Genomic DNA, 13,890 nt, shown 5'->3' with positions numbered 1-13,890 from the left:
AAAGAGAGCCAGCCCACGCAAGCGGACTGGCTCTCTTTATTTGGTGTGACCCGACTCCCTTGTTGGCGAGTACCGGCCTGTGGCTTAGAGCTTGAACAGCGGGCGCAGGCGAATACCGATCAGGCTGCCGGCGAGGGCCATCAGCATCCAGACCCAGCCGTGCAGGCTGCCGGAGGCGGTGCCGTCGAAGAAGCCGCCGAGGTTGCAGGCGCTGTACATGGCGCCCATCCCCATCAGCAGGCCGCCGAGGATGGATGCCAGACTGTTGCCGATCCGCATCGGGGCGAAGTTTCCGCCACCGCTGATGCAGCGCGCCAGCATGGCCCCCAGAATGCCGAGCCAGAACATGCCGACCATGGGATTGATGAAGAGTGGCTGGGCCAGCTTGGGGTTGCCCTCGAACAGGCCGAACAGAGAGGCGCCGCGCAGCGCCATGTCATAGACGGCGCCTGTGATGGTCCAGGCCGAGCCGTGCAGGGCGACGACAGTGGAGTTGAGTATGGCGATGATGATGCCGCCGGTCAGCACGGTGAAGCGGCCATCGCGCCAGAACAGGTTGCCGCCGCTGAAGAGGGGCTTGAGTTCGCCGGTACGCTTGAGTTCGCTGTTGCGAAACAGCAGGAACAGCGCGGCGACCAGCGCCAGGTTGAGCAGCATGCCGCTCCAGATATTGCCGGTCAAATCCTTGGCCAGCACCACATGGCTGGAGAAGGTGGCCTCCAGTTCGGGGCGGAACTGGTTGCTGATGAGGGTGCCGATTCCGTAGCAGATCAGCACCAGCCAGAAGCGGGGTTGTCCCTCGCCGCAGCAATAAAGAGTGCCGGTGGCACAGACGCCTGCCAGCTGCATGCCGATGCCGAACAGGAAGGCACCGACGATGAAGGGAATGCCGATAGCCATCACGTTACCCACCATGGCATCGCCAAACAGGGCGTGGCTAAAGGAGAGGAAGGTGGTGAACAGCAGAATTTCGATGGCGATGGTGAGCAGGTGAACCCGCACATAGTAACTGTTGCGCTTGGTCAGCATCTCGCGCCAACCGAAGACGATGCCGAAGCGGCTGAAGGAGAGGGTGAAGCCGAAGCCGAATCCGATCAGGGCCATCAGAGCCCATTTCATACCAAAGGTGTTGCCAAGCCAGAGTAACGCTCCCCCCGCGATTGCCACGATGGGGAGCGACCATTTTCGAGTCATAGCTGTAATTCCTTATAGCTGGATGGAGAATAGGGAGTGCGGATCCTATTCCCACATTGAGTCCAAGGCTACCGGTTTAACAGGTCAGGGGGCGAGAAAATGGCATATCGCTTCTGATGACTTTGTTAGCTACTGATTTGATTTTGAAGGCTTTATATTGCTCGTTGCAGCAGGACGCTTGCCGTTGCGCAGCCCATCGAGCGTGAAGATCAGCAGCGCGCTCCAGATACAGGCGAAAGTAAGAGCCTTGTCCATTGCCAGCTCCTCGCCGTAGAGAGTGACAGCGAGGATGAACATCAGGCTGGGGCCTATGTACTGGAAGAAGCCCAGGGTGGAGAGCTTGAGCCGTGTCGCAGCGGCGGTGAAGCAGAGCAGAGGGGCTGTGGTGACGGCGCCAGCAGCGATCAGCAGCAGGTTGAGGTGCCAGTCGTTCTGGGTGAGATGGCTGGTGGGGCTGTCGGCAATGCCCCACAGATAGATTGCTGCCGGTGGCAGCATGATCATGGTTTCGATCAGCAGGCCGGTAAGTGCATCGAGGGCCAGTTTTTTGCGCACCAGCCCATAGATGGCAAAGCTCGACGCCAGCACCAGCGCAATCCAGGGCAAGGAACCAAAGGCGATAAGCTGGATCGCCACCCCGGCAAAGGCCAGCGCCACTGCCCACCACTGCAGGCGGCGCAGCTTCTCGCTCAGAAACACCATTCCCAGCAGCACGTTGAACAGCGGGTTGATGTAGTAGCCGAGGCTGGCATCCAGCATATGGCCGTTGTTGATGGCCCAGATGAACAGCAACCAGTTGCCGCCGACGGTGACCGAGGTAAACGCTAGGGTGAGCAGCACTTTTGGCTGGCGCAGTACCGCCTGCACCTTGTGCCACTGGCGCCCTGCCAGGGTGAGTACCATCAGCAGTACGCAGGACCAGATCATCCTGTGGGTCAGGATCTCGGCGGCCGGGACGGCAGAGATGGTCTTGAAATAGATGGGGGCTATGCCCCAAAGGGTATAGGCGCACAGGGCGTAGATGACGCCCTGACGCTGGATCTGTTGCGGCATGCGGATGACCTTTACTGAAGCGTTGGATGCGGGAAAACATCGCAAAAAATCAGTGTAGCGATCCTTTTGCGGGGAAAGAAGCGAATAAACGAAGTTTGAGGGATAGGAGGAGTGTGGCTGGCAGGTCAGCCTTTACCGCGACGGATCTTGTCGACGTCCATCAACAGCCACAACATCAGGGCGATGGCGGAGATCCAGGGGCCCCAGGTCACGTAGGCCTCGCCGTGCCCCAGCACGAAAAACAGCAGGGGCAACCCGATCACCAGAAAAAGTACGCTTCCCAGAAAAAATAGCATTTTTGTCTTTATATTTAATGGTTTGCTTATTTGATGATTATATCGATTGTGCCGCCTGATGGAAGACCAAAATGCAAAAGGGGGGATTTCTCCCCCATTGCTGATGATGATGGCTATATATACCTTTATTCGAGCTGGATCCAGGTACTTTTCAGCTCGGTGTACTTCTCCAGCGCGTGCAGCGACTTGTCACGACCGTTACCAGACTGTTTGAAGCCACCAAACGGCATGGTCATGTCGCCGCCATCCCAGTTGTTGACGAATACGGTGCCAGCACGCAGGGCGCGGGAACCCTTCACCGCCTTGTTGAGATCCGCGGTCCAGATCGCCGCCGCCAGCCCGTAGTCGGTGTCGTTGCCCAGAGCAATGGCCTCTTCGAGCGTGTCGAAACCGGTCACTGCCAGCACAGGGCCGAAAATCTCCTCGCGGAAGATCCGCATCTCGGGTGTCACCTCGTCGAAGATGGTGGGCTCGATATAGAAGCCGCCGCTCTCAAGATTGGTGCGTTTGCCTCCCAGCAGTAGCTTGGCTCCCTCCTGCTTGCCAATCTCGACATAGCGCAGCACCTGCTCCATCTGGATGTGATCCACCATGGCGCCGATGCGGGTCGCAGGGTCGAGCGGGTTGGCTGAGATCCACTCGCGGGCATGGGCCAGCAGTCGCTCCATAAATTGCGGCTTGATGCTGTTTTGCACCAGCAGGCGAGAGGCGGCGGTACACACCTCGCCCTGGTTGTAGAAGATGGCGCCAGCGGCGCTCTTGGCCGCGGCGTCCAGGTCCGGCGCATCCGCCAGTATGATGTTGGGGCTCTTGCCGCCGCACTCCATAAAGGCGCGCTTGAGGTTCGACTTGCCGGAGCACTCCACCAGATGCTTGCCGATTTTGGTGGATCCGGTGAAGGTGATGCAATCCACATCCATGTGCATGGCCAGCGCCTCGCCCACGGTATGGCCAAAGCCCGGGAGTACGTTGAACACGCCGTCAGGAATGCCTGCCTCCTTGGCCAGACCTGCGATACGCAAGGCGGTCAGGGGGGACTTTTCGGAAGGTTTGAGAATGACCGAGTTGCCGGTAGCGAGCGCCGGCCCCAGCTTCCAGCAGGCCATCACCAGCGGGAAGTTCCACGGCACGATGGCGGCAACGACCCCGAGCGGTTCCCGGGTCACCAGCGCCAGGGCGGATTCCTCGACCGGCGCGACTTGATCGTAGATCTTGTCGATCGCTTCGGCGTTCCAGGCGATGCAGTTGGCGGCGGCAGGGGCATCGTAGCCCATGGCATCGCCGATGGGTTTGCCCATGTCCAGCGACTCCAGCAGTGCCAGCTCCACCTTATTGAGACGCATCAGTTCGGCGAAGCGCTGCATGATCAGCTTGCGCTGTTTCGGCGGCAGGCCGCTCCAGCGCTTGTCGTTGAAGGCATCACGCGCGGCCTGTACCGCCAGCTCGGCATCGGCGACATCGCAGGCTGCTACCTTGGTCAGCAGCTTGCCGTTGGCCGGGTTGATACAGTCGAAGGTGGCACCATTGACGGCATCCCGATAGCTACCGTTGATAAAGGCTTGTGAGGGCAGGGTCAGATGGGCGGCCTTGTGTTGCCACTGGGCCAGGGTCAGGTCACTCATGTTCACTCCTTGAACCGGCAAAAGTCATTGTCCGCGTATCAATATGCTAAACATCCTGCCACTTGTAAATCCATTTTGTAACAATTCATTAAACATTGGCGGCTGGCTGGCCCCTTATCACCCTGTTAGAAACTGGCGGGGGTATTGGCCGAAATCAATACGCACTCCTGCTCGCCCACATTGCGAAAACGGTGAGGAGTGCGGCTGTCGAAGTAGTAGCCGTCCCCCGGTGTCAGCAGGTAGATCTGCTCACCCACGGTCACTTCAACCTCGCCCTTGATGACGATGCCGCACTCTTCACCCTCGTGGCTCAGCATGTCGTCGCCAGTGTCGGCGCCCGGTGGCAGCACCTCCTGCAACATGCCGATGGCACGGTTGGCACGGCTGTGGCCCACCAGCCGGTAGCTAATGGGGTGAGTGCCGAGATCCGGCATATCGGCGGCGCGAAAGATCACTTCGGAGTCCATTTCGGTCTCGTCAGTAAAGAAGCTGGCCAGTGACATGGGGATCCCTTCCAGCACCTTGCGCAGGGAGGCAACTGACGGGCTCACCTGATTCTTTTCGATCTGGGAGATGAATCCGTTGGTCACGCCCGAGCGTTTGGCCAGCTCGCGCTGGGAGAGGGCCGCCTTGGTGCGAACCGCCTTGAGACGGTGACCGATATCCATCGATAGACACTCCTTGACTGTTTACTATTATTAAATTTGTGTTAAATATCTTATACCACCCTGTAGAGTCATCTAGCTAGGGGTGGCATCAGACAGGGCGATAATGAGCCCTTTTTTATGGATTCAGGTGTTTAATTTAATAGGCAATGGCCAATAGTTGCTAAACACCTTAAGGATGAGGTGACCATGAAACCGATCAGCGACATCAATACTCCCTCCGACATGTCCGCCTTCTGGATGCCGTTCACCGCCAACCAGCAGTTCAAGGCGGCGCCGCGCATCCTGAAGTCGGCGGAGGGGATGTATTATCACTCAGAGGATGGCCGCAAGATACTGGATGGCACTGCCGGACTCTGGTGTTGCAACGCGGGCCATGGTCGGCGCGAGATTGCCGAGGCGGTCTCCCAGCAGATTTCCCACCTCGATTTCGCCCCCACTTTCCAGATGGGCCACCCGTTGCCGTTCGAGCTGGCCAACCGGCTGGTGGAGATCGCTCCCCAGGGCTTTGGCCATGTCTTCTATACCAACTCCGGCTCAGAGTCGGTTGATACCGCGCTCAAAATCGCACTGGCCTGGCAGCGGGCTCGCGGTCAGGGCACCCGCACCCGGCTGATTGGTCGCGAGCGGGGTTATCACGGGGTTGGCTTTGGCGGCATCTCGGTGGGGGGCATTCCTGGCAATCGCAAGTGGTTTGGCTCCCTGCTGACCGGGGTGGATCATTTGCCCCATACCCTCAACATCGCCAAAAATGCCTTCACCAAAGGGTTGCCTGAGGAGGATGTGGCGCTGGCCGACGAGCTGGAAAAGATCGTCTTTCTGCACGATGCCAGCAATATCGCGGCGGTGATCGTCGAGCCCATCGCTGGCAGTACCGGCGTGCTTATGCCGCCCAAAGGCTATCTCAAGCGGCTGCGGGAGATCTGTACCAAACACGGCATCCTGCTGATTTTTGACGAGGTGATCACCGGTTTCGGTCGTCTTGGCTCCCCCTTTGCCGCACAGGAGTTCGATGTCATCCCCGACATGATCACCTGCGCCAAGGGGCTCACCAACGGCGCTATCCCCATGGGAGCTGTGCTGGTGCAAAAGCATATTTATGACGACATGATGGCGGCAGGTAAGGGGGCTATCGAGCTGTTCCACGGCTACACCTATTCCGGTCATCCGGTGGCTGCTGCTGCGGGTCTGGCGACCCTCGAGATCTATCGCAACGAGAACCTGCTTAGCCGAGCCGCGGATCTGGCGGGCTACTGGGAGGAGGCGGCCCATTCGCTGAAGGGCTGCAAGCATGTGAAGGATGTGCGCAACTACGGGCTGGTGGCCGGTATCGAACTTGAATCCATGCCGGATGCGCCGGGCAAGCGCGCCTATGAGGTGTTTGTCCGCTGCTTCGAGAAGGGGGCGCTGATCAGGGTGACCGGCGACATCATCGCCCTGTCGCCACCCCTCATCATCGAACGCAGCCAGATCGATGATCTCTTCACCCTGCTGCAGGATGCCCTGCAGGCACAACCCTAACCCATTTGATGGTCCCGCGCTGGCGGGGCCTTGCGTTGTCTTGTTCAGCGCAATCACCACATCAATTATCACGGAGGATACATGACATACAGGGTCAGCAACTTCATCAACGGCCAGCCGCAGGAGAGTCGTAGCGAGCGCCAGGGCGCCATCTTCAACCCAGCCTGCGGCAAGCAGCAGGGGAGCGTCGGGCTTTCCAGCGCCGCCGAGTGTCAGGAGGCGATCGCCATCGCCGAGCGTGCCTTTGCCGACTGGTCGCAAACCCCGCCGCTGGTGCGGGCTCGGGTCTTTTTCCGCTTCAAAGAGTTGATGGAGCAGCACAGGGACGAGCTTGCCCAGCTCATCAGCCGCGAACACGGCAAGGTCTTCTCCGATGCGCAGGGTGAGTTGACCCGAGGGCTGGAGGTGGTGGAGTTTGCCTGCGGCATTCCCCATCTGCTCAAGGGGGAGCACTCCCTCAACGTCGGCCGTGGGGTAGACAGCTACTCCATGATGCAGCCGGTCGGGGTCTGCGCCGGCATCACCCCGTTCAACTTCCCGGCCATGGTGCCGCTCTGGATGTTCCCGGTCGCCATCGCCTGCGGCAACACCTTCATTCTCAAACCCTCCGAGAAGGATCCCTCTCTCTCGCTGCGGATGGCCGAGCTGCTCAAGGAGGCCGGTCTGCCGGACGGCGTGCTCAACGTGGTGAACGGTGACAAGGAGGTGGTGGATGTGCTGCTGACCGACCCGCGAGTAGGTGCCGTGTCGTTTGTCGGTTCCACCCCCATCGCCCAGTACATCTATGCCACCGCCTCGGCCCACGGCAAACGGGTGCAGGCGTTGGGCGGCGCCAAGAATCACATGGTGGTGATGCCGGATGCGGATCTCGATCAGGCGGTCTCTGCCCTGATGGGGGCCGCTTATGGGGCCGCGGGCGAGCGCTGCATGGCCATTTCGGTAGCCGTGGTAGTGGGTGACGAGACCGCCGATGCCTTGGTAGCCAAACTGAAACCGCTCGTTGAGAAGCTGCGGGTGGGCCCGGGGCTGGGCCAGAGCCCGGAAAACGAGATGGGGCCGCTTATCAGCAAGGAGCATCTGGCCAAGGTGCGCGGTTATGTGGATCAGGGGGTGGCCGAAGGGGCCGCGCTGCGAGTCGATGGTCGCACGCTGAGCCACGACGAGGGTTACTTTATCGGTGGCTGCCTGTTTGACGAGGTGACCCCCGAGATGCGCATCTATCGCGAGGAGATCTTCGGCCCCGTGCTCTCCATCGTGCGGGTGCCGGACTACGAGACGGCGCTGCGACTCATCAATGAACATGAGTACGGCAATGGCACCGCCATCTTTACCTGCGACGGCGACACCGCGCGGGACTTCACGGCGCGGGTACAGGTCGGTATGGTAGGGGTGAACGTTCCCATTCCGGTGCCGATGGCGTTTCACAGCTTTGGCGGCTGGAAGCGCTCCATCTTCGGGCCGCTCAACATGCACGGGCCGGATGGGGTTCGCTTTTATACCCGGATGAAGACGGTGACGGCGCGCTGGCCCCAGAGCCTGCGCAGTGGTGCCGAATTCTCCATGCCAACCATGAAGTGATGAGCCCAGGGCTCACCACCATGATTTAATTCTCTTGCCCCCGCAGATCGCTGGTCTGCGGGGGCACTTCTGTAAAGGAGCAACAGATGCGATTGGGAATTCTCGATTGTGACCGGCTGGATCCCGATCTGGCGGATCGTTTTGGCCCCGTCTACTCCGAGATGTTTATCAGGGGGTTTCAGCCGCTGGCACCCGAGCTGGAGTTTCGGGTCTGGTCAGCCATCGATGGGGAGCTGCCGGAGGATCTGCACGAGTGCGATGCCTGGCTCATCACCGGCTCGCGCCACGATGCCTATAGCGATATCCCTTGGATCAAGGCGTTGCGTGGCTGGATCCGTCGGGCCCATGATGCCGACGTCAAGCTGGCCGGGATTTGTTTTGGTCATCAGGTGATCGCCCAGGCGCTGGGGGGCGAGGTGGTGAAGTCTACCAAGGGGTGGGGGCTGGGAGTGTCGGTGCACCCCATGTTGGCTGATGAGCCTTGGATGGCGCCGTCTCGTGATCAGATCCGTATTCTGGCCAGTCATCAGGATCAGGTGGCCCTGCTGCCCCCCGGAGCGACCCGGCTGGCGGGCAACGATTTTTGCCCCAACTTCATGTTCCTGCAGGGGAACAACATAGTTGCCATTCAGGGACATCCGGAATTTTCGGTGGAGTACAACCGGGCGCTGATCGAGCGGCGCCGAGGCCTGTTACCCGACGAGCGTTACCAGAGCAGCCTCTCCTCGCTGGAGGGAGAGGTGGATTCGACCACCATGATGCAGTGGTTGCTGCAGTTTTTGGGGATCCTGCCGCTGCGGGCCGGCGCAGCCTGAGCCCGGTTTGTCAGCGACCCCCTTCGGGTGCTAGATTTTGTAGCAAAATGAAGGATCAAGCGCTGCGATGTCGGGATCGGATGATACACTGGCCGCCCTTTGTGGCGGCCTGTTTGTCTGGCGTGATCGCCGCACCAGCTTGAGAGGGTGAAGCCTTGAAACTACAGCAATTGAAGTACTTGATCGCGATCCGGGACCACAACCTCAACGTCTCGGTGGCGTCCGATGCGCTCTATACCAGCCAGCCCGGGGTCAGCAAGCAGATCGGCCTGCTGGAGAGCGAGCTGGGAGTGCGGATCTTCGAGCGCCGTGGCAAGCATCTGCACCGCATCACCCCGGTGGGCGAGGAGATCATCAAGTGTGCCGAGGCGATGCTCAACATCGAGAGCAAGATAAAGGCGATCTCCCGTGAGTATCTGGATCCGACCGTGGGCACCCTCAACATTCACACTACCCACACTATCGCCCGCTATCTGCTGCCCAAGTCGGTTACCTACTTCACCAAGAAGTACCCCAAAATCTCGTTCCACCTCCATCCGGTGATGTCGGCGAGCAAGGAGCAGATCAGCAAGGGTTACTCCGATTTTTCCATCGTTGCCCACGAAATTGGCTTCGACAAGGAGCTGATCGCGCTGCCCGCCTACCTCTGGACCCTCTCGCTGGTGGTGCCGCAGGATCACCCGCTGGCCAAGGTGAAGAAGCCGACCCTGGAGCAGCTCTGCCACTACCCCATCCTCAGTTACGAGAGCGGTGCCACCGGTCGGCAGGTGCAGGATGAGGTGTTTCAGGCGGCGGGGCTGACCCCGAGCTACTACATGACGGTAATGGATGCCGGAGTGATCAAGCGCTATGTGGAGCTGGGCTTTGGCATCGGCATCATCTCCTCGCTGGTGGCCAACGACACCGACAGCCCCGGGCTGGTCTCCATCAATCTGGAGCACCTGTTCAAGCCCTGTCCGGCCCAAATCTGCTTCAGCAAGAGCATTCTGCTGCAGAACTACATGTATGACTTCATCAGCTCTTTCTCGCCTCACCTCACCAAGGAGGTGATCCAGAGCGTGATGCAACAACCGACCCAGGCACGCATCGACGAGCTGCTGGCCGGGGTGGAACTGCCCATCTATTGATCCCGATCGGATTACCGATCGCTTACGGTTGTCTCTTCAGTCAGGCTGGGCTCTACTCGGGGTTCAGCCTGTCTCTTTTGGGCTATCTCCATCGTCCGAGGTCTCTATGTCACGTATTCTGCTGCTTGCCAATCTCAACTGTGATCATGTGCTCTCCCTCTCCGAACCGCTGGTGGCGGGGGCCCGGCTGCAATACGTGGATCAGGGACGCAGGCTGGGAGGTGGTGCCGCCAATACCGGCATCGGGCTGGTGTGGGCGGGTCACGAGGTGACCATTGCCTCACGCATCGGGCTGGACGAGACCGGCGACTGGCTGCTGGAGCAGGCGGCCGGTTACGGGCTGGATTGCAGCCATGTGGAGCGCTTTGGCGGCGAGACCGGCGAGTTGCTGATCCTGGTGGACTCCACCGGCGAGCGCACCATACTTCGCCGTCCCCGTCGTCCCGATCTGCCCGGTGATCTGCCACAGGAGGGGATCGACTGCCTCTACGTGAACTATCCCGGCACCGCCATCATCAGCTACATGCGCCAGATGCTCGGCAAGAGCTTCGTGGTGGCCCAGTATCCCAAGGGCGGCCAAGCGCGCCGTCCCTGCCATGTGCTGGTGGCCTCCCGCTCCGATCTCGGCGAGGTAAGTGACCCCTGGCAACATGCCCGCCAGTTGGCGGGTGAGCAGCTTGAATGGCTTGTGTTGACCGAAGGGAAGGCGGGGGCGGTGGCCATCCATGGCGACGAGCAGATTAGGGTCGCCGCGCGGCCAGTCTCGGTGGTCGATACCACGGGAGCAGGGGATGCTTTCGCTGGCGGATTGATCCATGGCCTGGCGCGCGGCATGGCGATCAAGGATGCGCTACAGTGCGCGGTGGACTGGGGGGCGTTTGCCGTCGCCTCCGAGAGCTCCATCCCATCGGTCGCGCTGAAAAACTGGCTGAAACCGCCGCACTGACGCCCCGTTTATTCACTGTTCGAAGGGAGATTTCCCCTCTTGTCTGTTGGGTGCGGCGGTGAGGAATTTCGGGAAATTTAGCCGCCAGAATGGAGGTAAACGCCGGGCTAACCCGGCAAGTTTGCGATCAATCAAAGAAAGTGTCGATTTATGTGCATCTTCATCGACACCCGGTTGTGCTGCTCTTAACCTTGTCACTCCGCAACTCAGATTAAGAGACAGGCCCCTCCTCTGGCGAACCAATGGCGAACAGAGGCAAACCGGTTGTCTCCTGCCTCTTAGCTCAATGTTGTCGTCCTGATTCCTGGCTTGTAGTAAGAGGCAAGTGCGACCATGCAACTGACACGATTTACCGACTACGCCCTGCGTACCCTGACCTTCCTGGCGGTGCAGCCGGGCGATCGCCTGTCGACCATTACCGAAGTGGCCGATACCTTCGGCATCTCTCGCAACCACGTGGTCAAGATAGTGCACCAGCTCGGCATCAAGGGGTACATCGAGACGGTACGTGGCAAGCATGGCGGTATCCGCCTCGGTCGCTCCGCGGTCTCCATCAACCTGCGCGATGTGGTGATGGATATGGAGCACGTGCTCTGTCCGGTCGACTGCAAGCGCGAGAACTGCCGTCTCTCCGGTGGCTGCCGCATTCAGGGCATTTTGCGCCGCGCCATGAACGCCTTCCTCGAAGTGCTGGGTGAGTACACCCTGGCCGATGCGGTGCGCGATCCGAACCGTCTCTGCCATCTGCTGGGCATCGAGCAGGAGTCAATTCTGGCGATGGCCTGATGGGCAGGAAGCAAGAACAGATATAGAAGGGGCCTGATGGCCCCTTTTGTTTGTCAGCGATTGCCCGGCTGGCGGATCAGGGTGATGGCGCCGTGCAGACAGGCGAGGCCGCAGGCGCCGCAGCCATTGCAGGCATCCATGTTGACGTTGATGCCATCGGCTGTGGCCTTGATTGCCTGCTGGGGACAGGCATCTTCACAGAGCAGGCAGTAGAAGCCCTGCCGTGCCTGACAGCTCTCTTCAATCTGCACCCGGGTCTGCACCTGACGACCCAGCTGCAGGTCGAGGGCGCCGGTGGGACAGGCTCTGGCGCAGCTGCCGCAGTAGCTGCACTGGCCACAGGCGAGATCGAGTACCGGCGTACCGGCGATGGGGCTCCCCTCGTACTCCTCCTGGGTGGCCGGTTTGAGCAGACCGCGCGGGCAGGCCTTGAAACACTCGCCACAGCGGCTGCAGAGGGAGAGGTACTGGGACTCCTCGATGGCCCATGGCGGGCGCGCTTCATGGCAAACCACTGCGGGCTTGCGGGAAGCTTGCCAACCTTGTGTCAGCCAACGGAGGAAATAGTGAGTCATGCTCGCCCCTGATACCTATTAGGGGTTAATTTTATCGAAGTTTCGGGAAGCAGGCCAGAGAATAGCGGCCGTCAGGATCGCAAGCGCAGTTGCCCTTGTGTAAGCTAGGCGGGTCTTTTTACGTGGTTGAATGAAAACATATGTGGCTTTTTCTCTGGCGTTCGTCCCTGCTCTATATCTTTCCCCTGCTGATGTGGGGCTACTGCCGCATCAAGGGCATCGAGTTCGTCGAGCTCGATACCGGGGTTAACAGCCACAAGTGGGTGGTGCTCGCCGCCTACCTCATCTACGTGCTGCTCTGGCTGCTGGCCAACCGCTATCTCGAACTCTTCCTGCGCCAGCGGAGCCGTAAATGATCGAGCCCGGGCTCTGGGTCATCCTGCTGCCAGCCGCCGTGCTGGCCCTCGGGCTTGGCTGGCTGATCGGGCGACGGGCCGCCACGGCACAGGCTCAGGAGCTGATGCTGGCGCAGGAGCGGCATCAAGCGTTGCAGGATCGCTTCGACGAGTTGCAGGATGAGCGCATGCAGGGCCAGCAGAAGCTGGATCAGCAGCAGACCCTGCTCATCAAACTCACCGCCCGACTCAAGGATGCGGAAGCGACCCTGCGCAGCGAGCGGCTGGCTGCCGCCGAGAAGCTGCAACTGCAACAGGAGGCGGAGCAGCGCCTCAGCCAGCAGTTCGAGAACCTTGCCAACCGGATCTTCGAGCAAAACTCCGGCAACTTCCGTGAACTCAACCAAAGCAGCCTCGATCTGCTGCTCACGCCACTCAAGGAGCAGCTCGAGGGCTTTCGTCGTCAGGTGGGGGAGACCCACGCCCAGGAGACGGCCCAGCGCCACAGCCTCAAGTTCGAGCTGGAGCGCCTCGCCGAGCTCAATGCTCGTATGACCGAAGAGGCTGCGGCCCTGACCCGCGCCCTCAAGGGCGACAGCAAGCAACAGGGCAATTGGGGGGAAGTGGTGTTGGCGCGGATCCTCAGCGAATGCGGCCTGCGCGAGGGCCACGAGTACCACACCCAGGTCAATATCGAGGTGGAGAAGGGCAAGCGCTACCAGCCCGATGTGATTGTCCACCTGCCGCAGGAAAAAGACATCATCATCGACGCCAAGGTGTCGCTGACCGCCTACGAGCGCTGGTATAACGCCGGGGACGAGCTGGAGAAGGCTGTGGCGCTCAAGGAGCACGTCGCCTCGGTGCGCAACCACATCCGCGAGCTGGGCCGCAAGGATTATCAGCAGTTGCCCGGGGTGCGCACCCTCGACTATGTGCTGATGTTCGTGGCGGTGGAGCCCGCCTTCCTCACCGCGATGGAGGCCGATCCCTCGCTGGTGCGTTACGGTCTCGACAACAATATCCTGCTGGTGAGCCCCACCAATCTCATGGTGGCTCTGCGTACCATCGAAAACCTGTGGCGCTACGAGCGGCAGAACCAGAATGCCCGCCAGATTGCCGAACGGGCCGGTCGCCTCTACGAGAAGCTGCGGCTGTTTGTCGAGGAGATGCAGCAGATGGGCGGCAGCCTGCACAAGGCGCAGGAGAGCTACGACAAGGCGATGGGACGGCTGGTCAACGGCCGTGGCAACCTGATTGCGCAGGTCGAGCGTTTCCGCGAGCTGGGGGTGGAGGTAACAAAGAGCCTACCCGAGCCGCTAGTTGAGCGCGCGCTGGAACGCGACAAGGAGCGGGAGTAGTTTTTCCCTGCATCGCCAT

14 protein-coding genes are annotated in these 13,890 nt (G+C 60.4%); 8 read left to right on the top strand and 6 right to left on the bottom strand.

The window, feature by feature from the left end; genetic code table 11:
• Nucleotides 1-84 precede the first annotated feature (84 nt).
• The 5 genes from G5179_RS14410 to G5179_RS14390 form a co-directional block, all read right to left on the bottom strand.
• On the bottom strand, nt 85-1,194 hold the full coding sequence (locus G5179_RS14410; protein ID WP_216952316.1) for a YeeE/YedE thiosulfate transporter family protein: 1,110 nt from the start codon (nt 1,192-1,194) through the stop codon (nt 85-87).
• Nucleotides 1,195-1,323: 129 nt separating this feature from the next.
• A complete protein-coding gene (rarD, locus tag G5179_RS14405) occupies nt 1,324-2,247 on the bottom strand; it encodes an EamA family transporter RarD (RefSeq protein WP_421209102.1) in 924 nt (307 codons plus the stop codon).
• A 125-nt stretch (nt 2,248-2,372) separates the two neighbouring features.
• Entirely contained in the window at nt 2,373-2,543 is a 171-nt protein-coding gene (locus G5179_RS14400; RefSeq protein ID WP_005341999.1) for a hypothetical protein, read from the bottom strand.
• Between the two features lie 125 nt (nt 2,544-2,668).
• Complete coding sequence (locus tag G5179_RS14395; protein ID WP_421258595.1) at nt 2,669-4,165, bottom strand: aldehyde dehydrogenase; 1,497 nt, start codon at nt 4,163-4,165, stop codon at nt 2,669-2,671.
• A 125-nt stretch (nt 4,166-4,290) separates the two neighbouring features.
• The gene (locus tag G5179_RS14390) at nt 4,291-4,833 is read right to left on the bottom strand and encodes a cupin domain-containing protein (protein WP_042012327.1); all 543 of its coding nucleotides are present in this window, start codon (nt 4,831-4,833) and stop codon (nt 4,291-4,293) included.
• Nucleotides 4,834-5,019: 186 nt separating this feature from the next.
• Here G5179_RS14390 and G5179_RS14385 point away from each other — a divergent pair, with 186 nt between their 5' ends.
• The 6 genes from G5179_RS14385 (at nt 5,020) to G5179_RS14360 (ending at nt 11,603) form a co-directional block, all read left to right on the top strand.
• The gene (locus G5179_RS14385) at nt 5,020-6,351 is read left to right on the top strand and encodes an aspartate aminotransferase family protein (protein ID WP_216952313.1); all 1,332 of its coding nucleotides are present in this window, start codon (nt 5,020-5,022) and stop codon (nt 6,349-6,351) included.
• 81 nt (nt 6,352-6,432) lie between these two features.
• On the top strand, nt 6,433-7,929 hold the full coding sequence (locus G5179_RS14380) for a CoA-acylating methylmalonate-semialdehyde dehydrogenase (protein ID WP_421206309.1): 1,497 nt from the start codon (nt 6,433-6,435) through the stop codon (nt 7,927-7,929).
• 86 nt (nt 7,930-8,015) lie between these two features.
• Nucleotides 8,016-8,744 (top strand): glutamine amidotransferase-related protein, encoded by a 729-nt coding sequence (locus G5179_RS14375; protein WP_216952309.1) that lies wholly within the window; start codon nt 8,016-8,018, stop codon nt 8,742-8,744.
• A 155-nt stretch (nt 8,745-8,899) separates the two neighbouring features.
• Nucleotides 8,900-9,871 carry a LysR substrate-binding domain-containing protein gene (locus tag G5179_RS14370; protein ID WP_033114758.1) on the top strand — a complete coding sequence of 324 codons (972 nt, stop codon included), beginning with the start codon at nt 8,900-8,902 and terminating at the stop codon, nt 9,869-9,871.
• 106 nt (nt 9,872-9,977) lie between these two features.
• Entirely contained in the window at nt 9,978-10,817 is an 840-nt protein-coding gene (locus G5179_RS14365; RefSeq protein WP_421258594.1) for a PfkB family carbohydrate kinase, read from the top strand.
• 333 nt (nt 10,818-11,150) lie between these two features.
• Entirely contained in the window at nt 11,151-11,603 is a 453-nt protein-coding gene (locus G5179_RS14360; RefSeq protein ID WP_033114760.1) for an Rrf2 family transcriptional regulator, read from the top strand.
• Between the two features lie 53 nt (nt 11,604-11,656).
• Here G5179_RS14360 and G5179_RS14355 read toward each other — a convergent pair whose 3' ends face one another.
• Nucleotides 11,657-12,178: a ferredoxin-type protein NapF gene (locus G5179_RS14355; RefSeq protein WP_216952305.1), complete on the bottom strand. Its 522-nt coding sequence runs from the start codon at nt 12,176-12,178 to the stop codon at nt 11,657-11,659.
• Between the two features lie 140 nt (nt 12,179-12,318).
• Here G5179_RS14355 and G5179_RS14350 point away from each other — a divergent pair, with 140 nt between their 5' ends.
• Nucleotides 12,319-12,534 carry a hypothetical protein gene (locus G5179_RS14350; RefSeq protein WP_033114762.1) on the top strand — a complete coding sequence of 72 codons (216 nt, stop codon included), beginning with the start codon at nt 12,319-12,321 and terminating at the stop codon, nt 12,532-12,534.
• Complete coding sequence (gene rmuC, locus G5179_RS14345; RefSeq protein ID WP_236095644.1) at nt 12,531-13,871, top strand: DNA recombination protein RmuC; 1,341 nt, start codon at nt 12,531-12,533, stop codon at nt 13,869-13,871. Before G5179_RS14350 ends, rmuC begins: the two co-directional genes overlap by 4 nt.
• The last annotated feature ends 19 nt before the right edge of the window (nt 13,872-13,890 follow it).

This window comes from Aeromonas sp. 600886 (assembly GCF_049174935.1).
Lineage (GTDB): Bacteria > Pseudomonadota > Gammaproteobacteria > Enterobacterales > Aeromonadaceae > Aeromonas > Aeromonas veronii_A.
Note: the sequence above shows the minus strand (reverse complement) of the source record. Positions and strands in the feature narration are given on the sequence as shown.

Excerpts from the sequence above, each read along its gene's own strand:
- G5179_RS14410 (WP_216952316.1), bottom strand. The coding sequence starts at position 1,194 with ATGACTCGAAAATGGTCGCTCCCCATCGTGGCAATCGCGGGGGGAGCG.
- rarD (WP_421209102.1), bottom strand. The coding sequence starts at position 2,247 with ATGCCGCAACAGATCCAGCGTCAGGGCGTCATCTACGCCCTGTGCGCC.
- G5179_RS14400 (WP_005341999.1), bottom strand. The coding sequence starts at position 2,543 with ATGCTATTTTTTCTGGGAAGCGTACTTTTTCTGGTGATCGGGTTGCCC.
- G5179_RS14395 (WP_421258595.1), bottom strand. The coding sequence starts at position 4,165 with ATGAGTGACCTGACCCTGGCCCAGTGGCAACACAAGGCCGCCCATCTG.
- G5179_RS14390 (WP_042012327.1), bottom strand. The coding sequence starts at position 4,833 with ATGGATATCGGTCACCGTCTCAAGGCGGTTCGCACCAAGGCGGCCCTC.
- G5179_RS14385 (WP_216952313.1), top strand. The coding sequence starts at position 5,020 with ATGAAACCGATCAGCGACATCAATACTCCCTCCGACATGTCCGCCTTC.
- G5179_RS14380 (WP_421206309.1), top strand. The coding sequence starts at position 6,433 with ATGACATACAGGGTCAGCAACTTCATCAACGGCCAGCCGCAGGAGAGT.
- G5179_RS14375 (WP_216952309.1), top strand. The coding sequence starts at position 8,016 with ATGCGATTGGGAATTCTCGATTGTGACCGGCTGGATCCCGATCTGGCG.
- G5179_RS14365 (WP_421258594.1), top strand. The coding sequence starts at position 9,978 with ATGTCACGTATTCTGCTGCTTGCCAATCTCAACTGTGATCATGTGCTC.
- G5179_RS14360 (WP_033114760.1), top strand. The coding sequence starts at position 11,151 with ATGCAACTGACACGATTTACCGACTACGCCCTGCGTACCCTGACCTTC.
- G5179_RS14355 (WP_216952305.1), bottom strand. The coding sequence starts at position 12,178 with ATGACTCACTATTTCCTCCGTTGGCTGACACAAGGTTGGCAAGCTTCC.
- G5179_RS14350 (WP_033114762.1), top strand. The coding sequence starts at position 12,319 with ATGTGGCTTTTTCTCTGGCGTTCGTCCCTGCTCTATATCTTTCCCCTG.
- rmuC (WP_236095644.1), top strand. The coding sequence starts at position 12,531 with ATGATCGAGCCCGGGCTCTGGGTCATCCTGCTGCCAGCCGCCGTGCTG.